The sequence below is a fragment of the Agrobacterium sp. RC10-4-1 genome (genome assembly GCF_014138475.1).
Lineage (GTDB): Bacteria > Pseudomonadota > Alphaproteobacteria > Rhizobiales > Rhizobiaceae > Agrobacterium > Agrobacterium pusense.
The window spans coordinates 377,763-391,620 of sequence record NZ_JACJIT010000002.1 but is presented as its reverse complement, the minus strand read 5'-3'; the positions used below and the strand labels follow the sequence as shown (position 1 = coordinate 391,620).

11 protein-coding genes and 1 tRNA gene are annotated in these 13,858 nt (G+C 57.9%); 4 read left to right on the top strand and 8 right to left on the bottom strand.

Going from position 1 to position 13,858, the window contains the following annotated elements; genetic code table 11:
• Positions 1-39 precede the first annotated feature (39 nt).
• Together FHW77_RS06225 and FHW77_RS06220 are read left to right on the top strand one after the other, a co-directional pair.
• Complete coding sequence (locus FHW77_RS06225; RefSeq protein ID WP_004442873.1) at positions 40-672, top strand: outer membrane protein; 633 nt, start codon at positions 40-42, stop codon at positions 670-672.
• Positions 673-883: 211 nt separating this feature from the next.
• The gene (locus tag FHW77_RS06220; protein WP_004442874.1) at positions 884-1,249 is read left to right on the top strand and encodes a hypothetical protein; all 366 of its coding nucleotides are present in this window, start codon (positions 884-886) and stop codon (positions 1,247-1,249) included.
• A 177-nt stretch (positions 1,250-1,426) separates the two neighbouring features.
• Here FHW77_RS06220 and FHW77_RS06215 read toward each other — a convergent pair.
• Positions 1,427-1,502 (bottom strand) — tRNA-Ile (locus FHW77_RS06215).
• Positions 1,503-1,680: 178 nt separating this feature from the next.
• On the opposite strand from FHW77_RS06215, the gene FHW77_RS06210 reads away from it, so the two are divergent.
• Complete coding sequence (locus tag FHW77_RS06210) at positions 1,681-2,424, top strand: SIMPL domain-containing protein (RefSeq protein ID WP_004442875.1); 744 nt, start codon at positions 1,681-1,683, stop codon at positions 2,422-2,424.
• Positions 2,425-2,578: 154 nt separating this feature from the next.
• On the opposite strand, the gene FHW77_RS06205 is transcribed toward FHW77_RS06210, so the two are convergent.
• Positions 2,579-2,914 carry a hypothetical protein gene (locus tag FHW77_RS06205; RefSeq protein WP_004442876.1) on the bottom strand — a complete coding sequence of 112 codons (336 nt, stop codon included), beginning with the start codon at positions 2,912-2,914 and terminating at the stop codon, positions 2,579-2,581.
• Between the two features lie 150 nt (positions 2,915-3,064).
• Positions 3,065-3,487 (bottom strand): secondary thiamine-phosphate synthase enzyme YjbQ, encoded by a 423-nt coding sequence (locus FHW77_RS06200; RefSeq protein ID WP_004442878.1) that lies wholly within the window; start codon positions 3,485-3,487, stop codon positions 3,065-3,067.
• Between the two features lie 253 nt (positions 3,488-3,740).
• On the opposite strand from FHW77_RS06200, the gene FHW77_RS06195 reads away from it, so the two are divergent.
• Positions 3,741-6,293 (top strand): HWE histidine kinase domain-containing protein, encoded by a 2,553-nt coding sequence (locus FHW77_RS06195; RefSeq protein ID WP_004442879.1) that lies wholly within the window; start codon positions 3,741-3,743, stop codon positions 6,291-6,293.
• A 78-nt stretch (positions 6,294-6,371) separates the two neighbouring features.
• On the opposite strand, the gene FHW77_RS06190 is transcribed toward FHW77_RS06195, so the two are convergent.
• The 5 genes from FHW77_RS06190 to FHW77_RS06170 all read right to left on the bottom strand — a co-directional run bounded on the left by FHW77_RS06190 (position 6,372) and on the right by FHW77_RS06170 (position 13,531).
• Positions 6,372-7,289 (bottom strand): DUF930 domain-containing protein, encoded by a 918-nt coding sequence (locus FHW77_RS06190; protein WP_004442882.1) that lies wholly within the window; start codon positions 7,287-7,289, stop codon positions 6,372-6,374.
• 194 nt (positions 7,290-7,483) lie between these two features.
• A complete protein-coding gene (gene rpoD, locus FHW77_RS06185; RefSeq protein ID WP_004442883.1) occupies positions 7,484-9,538 on the bottom strand; it encodes an RNA polymerase sigma factor RpoD in 2,055 nt (684 codons plus the stop codon).
• A gap of 393 nt (positions 9,539-9,931) precedes the next feature.
• Positions 9,932-11,917, bottom strand: a complete 1,986-nt coding sequence (gene dnaG / locus FHW77_RS06180; RefSeq protein WP_004442884.1) for a DNA primase — start codon at positions 11,915-11,917, stop codon at positions 9,932-9,934.
• Positions 11,918-12,320: 403 nt separating this feature from the next.
• Positions 12,321-12,830, bottom strand: a complete 510-nt coding sequence (locus FHW77_RS06175) for a GNAT family N-acetyltransferase (RefSeq protein ID WP_004442885.1) — start codon at positions 12,828-12,830, stop codon at positions 12,321-12,323.
• A gap of 251 nt (positions 12,831-13,081) precedes the next feature.
• Complete coding sequence (locus tag FHW77_RS06170) at positions 13,082-13,531, bottom strand: GatB/YqeY domain-containing protein (RefSeq protein ID WP_004442886.1); 450 nt, start codon at positions 13,529-13,531, stop codon at positions 13,082-13,084.
• Between the last annotated feature and the right edge of the window lie 327 nt (positions 13,532-13,858).

Below are 13,858 nucleotides of genomic sequence, written 5' to 3'. Positions count from 1 at the left end.
TAAACTATGCTACATATCAGTCAGCTCAGGGAGAAAACGATGAAAACGCTGATCGTAACGTCGCTCCTGGCCCTTTCGGCCAGCACCGCAATGGCCGCGGATGCCGTCTACGAAACACCGGCGCCTCCGGTCGCACAGGAAACGTTACCGGTCTTCACCTGGTCTGGTCCTTATCTTGGTATTCAAGGTGGCGCGGGCTGGGCAAATGGTGACTTTTCGGCCGGTGCCCCCATAGGCTCGGATAATTTCGATGGCGGCATTCTCGGCGCCTTCGCCGGTTACAATTACCAGTTCGACAATAATTTCGTTCTCGGCATCGAGGGTGACGTCGACTATAACTGGAATGACAATGATTATGCAGGCGTGAACATTGGCACCGACTGGCAAGGGTCCGTTCGTGGCCGCGTTGGTTATGCCTTCGATCGCGCTCTCCTTTATGGCACGGCCGGCTGGACCGCCACACGCGGCTTCATCGACACCCCCGGCGCCGGCAAGGACACCGCCACCTTCAACGGCTACACCGTTGGCGCAGGTCTGGATTACGCCTTCACCGACAATGTCTTCGGCAGGTTGGAATATCGTTACAACGATTACGGCGACAAGGACATATTTGGCATCAATACCGACCTTGACCAGCACACCGTCAAGGTGGGCCTCGGCGTGAAGTTCTGATCACAATCGAGTTTTGTAGACCCGAAGCCCGGCCATCCGCCGGGCTTCTTTCGTTGCAGAAGCCCAGCGCAGGCTACGATCCGCTCTGCGAAAAAACGGAACAATATGAACTCCGTAAAAATGAAACATTCACAAGCCGTTCAGCAGTTCCGTGCCATCATGCGGGCATAATGAGCCTCTATCTCCCGAAGCAGGCTTATGGAGTAGCCCGATGAAAAAGATAATTCTTTCCACGATTGCCGCGCTTGTTGCCACTGGCAGCATTTTCGCATCCTATGGCAGCGCCAGCGCGCAGGACTATCCCTACCGTCCGCGTTACGATCGGGGCTACGACCGTGGCGGCCCGCCGCCACCGCCCTATCGCGAACACCGTCGCCACAATGATGGCGCAGCCATTGCCGGAGGCCTCGCAGCAGGCGTCATCGGTGGCCTGATCGGCGGCGCCATCGCCAATAATAGCGGCCCCCGTTATTACGAACCGCCACCGCCGCCGCCGCGCTGCTGGTTTGAAGACCGGCGGGTTCCGAATTCCTATGACGGCGGCTGGCACACCGAAAGCATGCGGGTCTGCAACTGATGTCCGATCCTGCGGCCCGGTTTGCTTCAAATGGCAAGCCGGGCTGCTTTCAGCGAATGAGATTGCGAGATACGATTTTCATCCCCACCACGCGCTTTCACCGATACTGCGTGCGGCGCGACAGCACCCCCGCGATCAGCACAGAAAATCAACAACCATCTGATTAAAAAAGAAAAATGGTGGGCCTGGAGAGACTCGAACTCCCAACCAAGCGGTTATGAGCCGCCGGCTCTAACCATTGAGCTACAGGCCCCTTCGGAAAACGCTATCCGAAACACCGGTTTCGCAATGGTTCGAATCCGGTGGTCACGCTCTAACGCAATTTTTACAGCCCGACAAGCCATTGATGCTTTCGCTAAACAGTGCCGCCGTATTAGCTACACAATCTAAGGCAATACCCGTTCAAGGGACTCAATCAACGAGGAAACACCATGAAGACAAAATCGGCCCGCCTTTTTGCACTTACCGCAATGACAGCAGCAGCCATGATGCCGCTCTCCGGCCAGTTGCTCGCGCAGGAGGCCACCCCGCGTGAAGCCACAATCAGCGTTTCCGGCGAAGGCCAGGCGGCCATCGCTCCTGATATGGCAATCCTGTCGTTCAGCGTCGTCAAGCAGGCAGAGACCGCGGCGGCCGCTCTTTCGGAAAATTCAAAGGCGCTGGCCGATGTTCTGAAGGCGCTGAAGGAGGCGGCGATCGAGGATCGTGACCTGCAGACCAGCAACTTCTCGGTGCAGCCGCTCTACAAGCATTATGAGCCAAAGGACGGCGTCTATGTCGCTCCCGAAATCACCGGTTACCAGGTGTCCAACGGCCTGACCGTGCGGGTGCGGGACCTGAAGAAACTCGGCGCGATCCTCGATACATCCGTCAAGCTCGGCATCAACCAGGGTGGAGACATCAGCTTCACCAACGACAAGCCTGAAGCCACCGTCACCGAGGCTCGCAAACAGGCCGTGGCCGACGCTCTTTCCAAGGCCAAGACCCTGACCGAAGCTGCTGGCGTAAAGCTCGGCCGTGTTATCCAGATCACCGAAAACTCGCAGCGCCCGATGCCGGTGCCGCAGGCCATGATGCGCGCCTCCATGGCGAAGGAAGCGGACAGTGTCCCGATTGCCTCTGGTGAAAACAGCTACAGCGTTGTGGTTAACGTCACCTTTGCGCTCGAGCAGTAATCGGCAAGGGCGGCTTTTGGGCCGCCCGCACCGGCTCGGCCTCCGCCATAGCACAGATAAAATGAAACGCCCCTCGCTACCGTTCAGGAAGCGAGGGGCGTTTTGTCCATCTGCCGGGACGGGGATGCCGGCAGATCGATCAGGATCGCTGCCTTTAGCGGCGGATCACCGGGCAGCCGCGCTCATTGGCGAATACGATGCGGTCACGGCCGTGGCGGTCAAAACCTGCAACGACGACGCGGCGCGGAGATACATCAACAACACGCGCGCGGCGAAGACCCATGCGGCTTGCCTTTTCTTCCGCAAGCCAGGGCGAGCAGCCACGGCGCGGGCGATCCGGGCGGCCCCAGCCGGGACGATGACCATAACCATCCTGAACCTGAACTCGGAACTGTACATCCGAGCCGGCCGAAGCAGCTGGAGCGGTGACGGAAATACCACCAAGGGCGATGAGGGCAGCCAGGCCGGCTTTTGCGAAGGTGCTGAACATGAACTCACTCCGTTTGTTTCTTTGACGTCGGGGGAACATCCCCCGGCGATTGACGAGACCCTAGACTCGCCCATCTGAATATCAGCAGAACCGAATGTTCAGCAGGCGTTCAGGGTGGTTAACGCGGACACCCCGATCAGGATCCGCACATCACGGCGAGATATGCAGCACGACTTCGCGCCGATGCGACTGATCGCGATGTTCGAAGAGATAAAGGCCCTGCCAGGTGCCAAGCACGAGCCTGCCATCCGTGATGGGAACGCCGATGGAAACCATCGTCAGCGCCGATTTGATGTGGGCGGGCATGTCGTCGGGCCCCTCCAGGGTGTGGACAACCCACCGCATGGAAGGATCGCTCGAAGGCGGGACGAGACGGGAGAAAAACTCCGTGAGATCGCGCCGGACGTCGGGATCGGCATTTTCCTGGATGAGCAGGGAACAGGACGTGTGCCGGACAAAGACTGTCAGCAAGCCTTCCGTTGAGCCGGCCTGATTTACGAAGCCTTTTGCTTCAGACGTAAACTCGTAAAGGCCCTGCCCGTGGGTAGAGATGATTATTTTCTTCTGCGGCACGTTTTTCTTTCAAATAGTCGGGAACAAAATCGGCGCTGCGAACGTTGCACCATGTCAAATTCTATCCGATGGCGATAAGTATAAGACGACAGGGCGATAACAGCCCATGACAGCAGAACGGAAAACCGCCACTGCAGTTGCATAAAACGGGGAAGGGTTGGCAATATAATAATGAATTATCCAGGCTATCCCTTCCATAGACAAACACGGCATTTGCAGCGCAGGACTGACACAGGGTGCGAAAGACTTTCTCATGGCACCCACTGACTATCGTGTCGATCTGACCAATTGCGACCGCGAGCCCATCCATATCCCCGGCTATATTCAACCCCATGGCTGTCTCATCGCCTGCGATAACGCTTTGCGCATGGTGCTGCGGCATTCGGCAAATTGCTGCGACATTCTGGGTGTGGAAGGCGATATCAATGGCCGGACCGCCGAAGAGGTTCTCGGCAAGGACATCGTACACAACCTCCGCAACGCGCTGACTGTAACCGGGAGGACAACGCGCCCGGCCATGTTGCCCGCAACGGAAATGGGCGACGGCCGAAGCTTCGACATTTCGCTCCACCGCTACAAATCCACCACGATCATCGAATTCGAACCGTCCCGCAGCGAAACCCAGCCCCTGGGCACCGCACGCAAGATGGTGGATCGCATTCGCGAGGCGGACAGCGTGGAAAGCCTCATCTCCAGAACGACCAGGCTGGTAAAGGCGACGCTTGGCTACGACCGGGTAATGATTTACCGCTTTGAGGAAGATGGAGCCGGCAAGGTCGTCTCGGAAGCAAAGCAACCGGAACTGGAAAGCTTCCTCGGCCAATATTTCCCCGCCAGCGACATACCCCAGCAGGCCCGCACGCTTTATCTCAAGAACACGCTCCGCATTATCTCTGATGCCAGCGGCACACGAATCCCCGTGTTGCCCGCCCTTGATATCTCCGGCGAACCGCTCGACCTCTCTTTCGCGCACCTCCGCAGCGTCTCTCCCATCCATTGCGAGTATCTTCGCAATATGGGCGTCGCCGCTTCCATGTCGATTTCGGTGATTGTCGATGGCACCCTCTGGGGTCTGATCGCCTGTCACCATTATTCCCCGCGTGTCCTGACAATGCCGGTGAGGATTGCCGCTGAAATGTTTGGAGAATTCTTCTCCATGCATTTGCAGGTCCTCAAGCAGAAACGTCGGCTGGACACCGTCAACCATGCCCATGCCGCGCTCGATCGCTTCCTGCGGCTAGCCGCGCACCACGCCAATATCGAAGAACTGCTGATCGACAGTTTTCAGGATTTTGCCGATCTGATGCCGTGTGATGGTGTCGGTCTCTGGGTAGACAACAACTGGCACGGCCATGGCGCAACACCACCGCATGACGCCATTCCAAGGCTCGCGCGTTTCGTCGCCTCGGCCTCGGAAGGCAGGGTCTGGGCGACCCATGCGCTGTCGCAGGCGATACCTGAGGCGGAAATCTACGCCGACACGGCAGCGGGAATGCTCGCCATCCCACTTTCTCAGGTGAAACAGGACTATCTCCTGTTTTTCCGCAAGGAGATCGTGCAAAATCTGAACTGGGCCGGCAATCCGGAAAAATCCTATGAAACCGGCCCGATGGGGGACCGTCTCACACCACGCAAGAGTTTCGCGATCTGGAAAGAGACGGTGCATCAGAGGGCGCAGCCCTGGTCGGAAGATGACCGGGAAATAGCGGAAGCCGCCAGAATTGCGCTGGTCGAGGTCGCCTTCCATCACAGCGAGCTAATGGCCGGCGAAAGGGAACGCGCCGAAGTGCGCCAGCGCATGTTGAACGAGGAGCTCAACCACCGCGTCAAGAATGTTCTCGCCATCATCAAATCGCTGGTCGGCAATCCCTCACAGGAAGGCAAGACCCTGCAGGAATATGTGGCTGCCCTGAAGGGCCGTATTCAAGCCTTGTCCTTTGCCCATGATCAGATCATCCGAGGCGAAGGTGGCGGCGCGCTGCGCGATCTTCTCGACGCGGAATTATCGCCGCATCGTTCCCCGGAAACGACGGTGAAACTCGAAGGTCCCCACGTCACACTTGATTCGCGCGCCTTCTCCGTCATGGCGCTCGTTCTGCACGAACTGGCGACGAACGCCGCCAAATACGGCGCGCTTTCGCAGAACGGTGGGCAATTGCATGTGCGCTGGTGGGTCAACGAAAACCGCGATTGCGAAATCGAGTGGCGGGAAGTGCTGACCACCAAACTGCCGACGCCATCCCGCGCCGGCTTCGGCACGGCGCTTATCAGCCGCAGCATTCCTTACGATCTCGGCGGACGCAGTACGTTGCGCTATTTGCCCGATGGATTGGAGGCAGAAATTATGCTGCCCTTCCGTCATGTCTCGTCAGCCACCGAAAGTGTCGAAATACCGACAGAAAATGAGCCCGCGCGGCAATCCAGCCGCTATAACCGGGAGGAGCCGTTGAAAATATTACTCGTCGAAGATCAGATGCTGATCGCCATGGACGTCGAAAACATGCTCGAGGATAACGGCATCAAAACCATCGAAACGGCGACTTCGTCTGCGATGGCAATTGAAAAGCTGAAAAGCTATGTGCCTGACGTGGCAATTCTCGACATCAATCTCGGTTCGGACACCTCCATTCCCGTCGCCCGGGAACTTCACCGCCGTGGCATCCCGTTCATGTTCGCTACCGGCTACGCCGATGGCAGCATGGTGCCGGATGAATTCGGCGCTGTTCCGGTGATCAGGAAGCCCTATGACGAGGATGCGCTAATGGCCGGGATTGGGGTTTTGGTGGGCGATGCGGAGCGCGTTTGAGCGACAAGTGACAAACGTCAACCGAGGTTTTCCGTGCATTTGGAGGACGGATCATTTTTTAATTCGGCGACCGATCTGCTACCGACCGGTGAAACCCCGTTTCCTTGCTTCAGCTGGCGTGATGACGTCCCCCATCTTAATTCTGAAGGCCGTCACTGCATAGTTATCGACATCCACCTCGCATTGAAACGTGACATCGCGCCAGACGTCGCCGACGTTGAATGCGCCGCCAGTCGCGTCAAGAACATTGCCCGATATACGTCCGCCCGTGTCGGAAAAGCCATACATGCCGCGGGTATCAGCGTAAACCTGTCTTATTTGGGCCAGTGCTTCCGCTTGGCAAAGCTGCACGATACGACGCCGCGGCGGTAGATCGCCAAACATCTGCCGTCTCTGCGCCGGTGTCAGTAGAGCCGATGAAAGCAAACTCTTAGCCGCAGGAAGTTTCGCGGGCTTGTTTTCCCTTGCCTCAGAAGGCTTTTCCTCAGGCGGCTTTGGTTGCGGTACTGGCGGCTGCTCCGGTGACGCTTCTTCTTTCATCGGCGCAACCGCGATCTCTCCCTGCTCGGCGGAAACCTTGAGGTCGCTGTTGGCGGCGGCGGGCGCAGGCTTTTCCTCGGCCGCTTTCTCGGGCTCGCGCGGCGGTTCTGCGGATGGTTGTGTCTTTTCCGCTTCTTCAGTCTTGCCGGCCTTGTCCTCAGGGTCTGCCTGCGCCTCTTCCGGCCGCATGGCGATGGAAGGCAACGTCGCCTGCGGTTGCGGCACCGGTTTCGCTTCTTCAGCCGGTGGCGCGGGAGGTGGTGGCGGAGGTTGCGGTTTTTCCTCTTTCGCCTTCTCCTCACCGGGCGGCGGGGCCTCTTCTGCCTTTTTTTCCTCAGGCGGTGGCACCAGATCGACGCTGATGCTTTCCGGTTCCTGCGGCTCGGCTACACGCTCCGGCAATTCGAAAAGGAAAATCGCCACGACGACAAGATGCAGAAGAACGGAGACGGGCATCGCCCATCCCTTCCACCGCCACCTGCCTGCCGAAACCTGTTGCATCTTACCGAACCAAATCGAACCCGGACATATCCAGCGGAAGCGGATCGCCTGCCTCACACATAAGGCTTGTCGCAGAGTTCGCCGGTGCGGAAAACAAAAAACCCGGCCAGAGCTGACTGACCGGGTTCAATTTTAAAGGAAGCAAAAGCTTAGCTGTCGAGGAAGCTGCGGAGCTTTCTTGAGCGGCTTGGGTGCTTCAGCTTGCGCAGCGCCTTCGCCTCGATCTGGCGAATACGTTCGCGCGTGACCGAGAACTGCTGGCCGACCTCTTCCAGCGTATGGTCCGTGTTCATGCCGATGCCGAAGCGCATGCGCAGAACACGTTCCTCACGCGGTGTCAGCGAAGCCAGAACGCGGGTGGTCGTTTCGCGCAGGTTCGCCTGAATGGCGGCGTCGATCGGCAGCAGCGCGTTCTTGTCCTCGATGAAGTCACCGAGATGCGAATCCTCTTCGTCACCCACGGGGGTTTCGAGCGAGATCGGCTCCTTGGCGATCTTCAGAACCTTGCGCACCTTTTCCAGCGGCATGGCCAGCTTTTCGGCCAGTTCTTCCGGGGTCGGCTCGCGGCCAATCTCGTGCAGCATCTGGCGCGAGGTACGAACGATCTTGTTGATCGTTTCGATCATGTGCACCGGAATACGGATCGTGCGGGCCTGATCAGCAATCGAGCGGGTGATCGCCTGTCTGATCCACCATGTCGCATAGGTCGAGAACTTGTAACCGCGACGGTATTCAAACTTGTCCACCGCCTTCATCAGGCCGATATTGCCTTCCTGAATGAGATCGAGGAACTGCAGACCACGGTTCGTGTACTTCTTCGCAATCGAGATCACGAGACGCAGGTTGGCCTCGACCATCTCCTTCTTGGCGATGCGCGCTTCGCGCTCACCCTTCTGCACCATCGAAACGATGCGACGGAATTCGGCGATGGAAATGCCGGTTTCCGTGGAGAGGTTCTGGATCTCCTGGCGGATTTCCCGGATCGTGTTGCTTTCTTCGCGCGCGAATTCCTTCCAGCCGCGGGCGGCCAGATTGGCGATCGACTTCATCCAGTTCGGATCGAGTTCCGCACCGTGATACTGCTCGAGGAAGCTGTCGCGCTTGACGCCATAGGATTCCGCAAGGCGCAGCAGCCGGCCTTCGTTCTGCATCAGACGCTTGGAAATGTCGTAGAGCTGCTCGACAAGGCTGTCGATGCGGTTCTGGTTCAGCGAAAGCGACTTCACGGCCGTGATCAGCTGATCCTTCAATTCCTTGTAACGGCGCTCCTGGCCGGAAGAGAGCGTACCGGTGCAGGCCAGACGCGCTTCCACCTGCTGATCCTGAAGCTTGCGCAGCTTCTTGTAGGTGTCGGCAATGGTGTCGAGCGTTTCCATGACCTGCGGACGCAGTTCGGCTTCCATCGCGGCAAGGGAAAGATTGGACTCGTCGTCGTCCTCTTCTTCCTCTTCCGGCGGCAGGCCGTCACCACCAACATCGGTGACATCCTCGTCACCGGTCGGAGCACGCAGCTTGCGGGTCTTTTCCTTTTCTTCGGCGGCCTTGCGGTCGGCCTCGATCTTTTCCGGGCTCTGGAACTGCGGCGCAGCCTTGGCTTCCGGGCCGGAATAGGTCGTTTCGAGATCGATGATCTCGCGCAGCAGCGTGGTGCCTTCGTTGAGTTCGTCGCGCCAGATGATCAGCGCCTGGAACGTCAGCGGGCTTTCGCACAGGCCCGAAATCATCGTCTCGCGGCCAGCCTCGATGCGCTTGGCGATGGCGATTTCGCCTTCGCGCGACAGAAGCTCGACAGAACCCATCTCGCGCAGATACATGCGCACGGGGTCGTCGGTGCGGTCGGTTGGTTCTTTCTTCTTGGCGGTCGCAAGCGCGGTGCCGCTGGAAGGCGCAAGTTCGCCACCCTCGGAATCGTCACCGTCGGAATCGCCGTCGTCATCGCCACCGGCGGCTTCCTCGGCATCCTCGTCCTCGATCACGTTGATGCCCATGTCGGACAGCATCGCCATCGTGTCTTCGATCTGCTCGGAGGTCACCTCTTCGGACGGCAGGACCGAATTCAGCTCGTCCATCGTCACATAGCCGCGCTTCTTGGCGGCCTTGATCATTTTCTTGACCGCGTCATCCGAAAGGTCGAGAAGCGGGCCGTCCGTCGCACCGTCGCGTTCGTTTTCTGCTTCTTCGTTTTCTTTGACTTTGGTTGCCATCTATCTCGTCGCTTTCCCTGACGCTAACACCTGTTCCGCCGCATCGCCGTCCGCCCCTTGAGCATCCGGCGCATTGCCGCGAATCACTGTCAGACACCTAACGGAGTGATCTTTAATTGCCGATTAACCACGGCAGCCTCAGGCAGAATGCAAGGACAGTGCACCCGGAAATGCTTGCTCATGCAATTTCTATCCGCCAAGGCTCATTCCACCTTACTTTTCCTGAATTGGTGATTCCCGCTATTTCCCGCCCCGTCAAGCCTTTGAAGGCGAGACAGCCACGGAAATTCTTAAAAAGAGCCGCATTTTGCGAATTATCACCAGACTATCCCCTATTTAGGACGCCTGCCGCAAAAGGCAACCCCACACACCTTTCAATTCTTGCCGCGACGATCATCCATGCCCGACGGCCGGTCCCTTCACCCGGCCGGACATAACCCCGAAACCATCGATGATGGCCTCCTGATTTTCCATTCGGCCGATCTCCAGCTGAACCTCGGCAAGCGCGCGCACCAGAAGGGTCCCGCGCTCATCATCCGTCGCCTCGGCAATTTCGCGCTCCAGCTCCTTTTTCTGCCAGAGGAGCGACTTTGTCCTTTTGTGCAGGGAAAGCGCCTGCACGTAACCTTCCCGTGCATCCTCCATCGCCGCCTCGCCGGTCGCCGTCCACAGACGGGCATTGCGCACCTGCTGATCCATGGTTTTCAGCAGCACGTCGAAGCCCTGCTGCGACAGGCGCTCGATCAGCCCCGCCCGCGATATCGCAGCCGCATTTTCGGCCGCGTAGGTCAGAACCGTAGACCACAGGCGTTGCAGGTCACGGTTCTCATAATCGATCGCGGCGATCTCGTCATATTCCTCGAGAAGCAGTTCGGGATGGTTGACGATGGTGATGGCCAGAACGCTCTCCCGAAGCGACGGCTTGGTCTGATAACCCCTGACAAGGCCGGATTGCGCCAACCGTTCCGAAATACTGCTGGCAGGTGTCGCCATAGCCCCACCCCGGCCCGGTGCGTTGCGCTGAAAGCCACGCCCCGGCGCCTGTGCGCCATTGCGGCGGAAATTGCCACCCTGCTGCCCGCCTGCCTGAAAGCGCGGCTGGAAGAAGGCATTCAGCCTGTCACGCATGTCCTGTTGATAGAAGCGCCGCACCGTCTCGTCACCAATAACGGCCACGATCTGCCGCAGGCGGCTCTCAAGCTGGGCACGCTTTTCCGGCGTATCGAAAGTAACGCCTGAGGTCTCGCGGCTCCAGATCATCGCGGCCAGCGGCTTTGCCTCGGAAAGAACGCGGTCGAAAGGCGCCCTACCCTCCAGACGCACGAGATCATCCGGATCCTTGCCGTCGGGCAGAAGCGCGAAGCTGACGGAGCGATCCGGCTTGATATGTGGCAAGGCGAGATCAGCGGCACGGTTGGCGGCGCGAATGCCGGCGCCGTCGCCATCGAAGCAGAGGATCGGCTGCGGCGACATCTTCCAGAGCAGATCGAGCTGGCTTTCGGTCAAGGCAGTGCCGAGCGGTGCGACGGCATTTTCGACGCCCGCCTGATAAAGCGCGATGACATCCATATACCCTTCGACTGCAATGACCGTGCCGCCCGCCGCCTGTGCGGCCCGACGTGCACGGGCGAAATTATAGAGAACATTGCCCTTGTGAAAGAGCTCGGTCTCGTTGGAATTGAGATATTTCGCCACCGCATCCGAAGCCATGGCGCGGCCGCCGAAGGCAATCACCTTTTCCCGCGAGGACAGGATCGGGAACATGATGCGGTCGCGAAAACGGTCATAGGAAACCGGCACGTTTTCATGGACCACCAGCCCGCAGGCTTCCATCTGCTCCTTGGAAACACCCTTGCTTGCAAGATGCTCCTTCAGCGCGTTGCGACTATCAGGCGCATAACCCAGCCGAAAAGTCTCGATGGTACGCCCGGTCAGCCCGCGATCGCGCAGATAAGCCCGAGCCCGAGCGCCGAGCGCCGTTTGCAGCTGATCCTGAAAGAACAGCGTCGCCATTTCCATGACGTCCTGAAGAGAGGTGCGCTCACGCTCCCGCTTCTCCGCCTGCGGATCGGGCTGCGGCATGGAAATGCCGGCCATATCGGCGATCTGCTGCACGGCTTCCGGGAAACTTAAGCCCTCAAGCTCGGTCAGAAAGCGGAAATGATCGCCGGAAACGCCGCAACCAAAGCAATGATACCGCCCCTTGCGGTCCTCACAGTGAAAGCTCGGGCTTTTTTCGCCATGGAACGGGCAGCAGGCCCAATAATCCCCGCGCGGCGCATTGGTCTTCTTCTTGTCCCAGGACACACGTCTGCCGATCACATCGGAGATGTTCACGCGGTCGCGTATCTCATCAAGGAAAGAGTTGGAAAAGCGCATGGGTTACCTGTTCGAGGCCAGTCTTTCATATAAGCGCAGAATGGCGCCAGCACCAACCCTATGAACCAGTTCACAGCCACAATACCCGTTATTCACAGGGTGGCGCAAAAGCTGGCAAAGCCCTTTGCGCCTGCTTTAGGCAAATTTGTGGCGCTGCATCATCACTAAAAATTATGTTTTTGTAATTTGAGCAGTCCGTCCGCGCGATGTAAAAACACAGCCACAGCCAAAGCAACGAAATCGCAGAAATCTGCCGACGCCCGCAGGCACGTCCCCCGAAAAACGCCTGCGCTTGAGAGCATTCTGATCCGCCGGAATGCGTTTTCGTCGACAGAAAAAGGCAGGGCAGCCCACATCTGCCCTGCCTTTACTTTTTCGCTATACTTCTGGCTCCGGCGCGTTCCTATGCGCAAATGCGAAACCGGAAGATGGCGCCATTCCATTCAGGACGGTTCCAGTCCAGTTCGGAAACGCTGCCCTCAGCGGCACATTTCCGGATTGCTCCCTGCCAGAATACCAGCGCCGTCGTGTTTTTTCTGGCGACGGCAACTTCCCAGGCCCCCGGGTACCGATGAAAAAGTCTCTGTGCCGCAATCAGACCAAGCCCCTGTCCGCGATACTTTCGCACGATGAAAAACTCTCCGACGGAATATTCGGTCGGTAAGGCCGAGTGGCCCTTATCATTGATAAGTGCAAATCCAACAGGCTTATCGTCTATCTTAAACAGGAAAGCTGACCACCGGGGGCACTCAAAATACGGCGCGATCGGATAATCGGGAAATCTGCCATCTTGGCCAAGTTCACCTCGCGGCGTCCCAGCCCAAAATTCGGAGAAATCATGCGTGTATAATTGCATCATATTTTGAACAGCAGACATATCGGCTACCGATGCTGCATCGAGACTGAAATTCACGACCCACTCCGTTGTTAATATCCCACCAGCGAACAAGCCTTTGGATGTGACAAAACAAATGGGGCAAATGCGATCATACCACTTGTTTTGCTCGGACTGCCGGATTTTTATGCCGCAGCCGAGCGGGCTTTTACGCCGCCCTTGATACCTGCGCATGACAACATTTCGGTTCACCTGAGTGGGTCTCTGCGGACAAAAAAAAACAGGGCAGCCATGGCTGCCCTGCTTTTGGTTTTTCTGGAGCGGCAAACCTACTTCAGCAAATCCTTCACGACGCCGGAGGCCTTCGCAAAGTCGATCTGACCGGGATAACGTTCCTTCAGCGCATTCATGCATTTGCCCATGTCACGCAGGCCGGAAGCACCGGTTTCGGCGATGACGGCCTGGCAAAGTTCGCGCACCTTCTCGGCCGGAATTTCTTCCGGCATGAATTCCTTGATGATGACGATTTCTTCGCGCTCCTGAGCGGCAAGTTCGGGACGGCCCGCACCTTCATAGATGCTGGCGGATTCTTCCCGCTGCTTCACCATCTTGGTCAGAATCTGCATGATATCTTCATCGCTGACGGGGTCCTTGCCCACGCCGCGGTTGGCGATATCGCGATCCTTGATGGCCGTCTGGATGAGACGCACGGTCGAGGTGCGGCGTGCATCACGAGCCTTCAATGCGTCCTTCAAAGCGTTTGCGAACGTGTCGCGCATCATTTTTCTTCTCCTTGGGAAAGCGCTTTCCGCAGCTTCTCGATACGGAAACTTTCCACCTCATTTTGCGAAACGACATAAACGAGCCGACACGCTCAAGCAAATCAAATGCATAAGACCTTGAAAATACGTCGGTTTAATTCCACGTAAATCTTGGCCCTGCGGTTGACCGCTTGGGCTGCTTTCGTTATTTTCCGGCACCTGCACGAGATTTTAACGAAGGGTCGGAACGCGAGCTTTATCGCGCGCCCCTTTATGTCACGAAGCCTGCGACAAAAATGGCCCCTTACCCCCTGCCTTTCAAGAGGCGGGGTGCGAAGCGGCAGA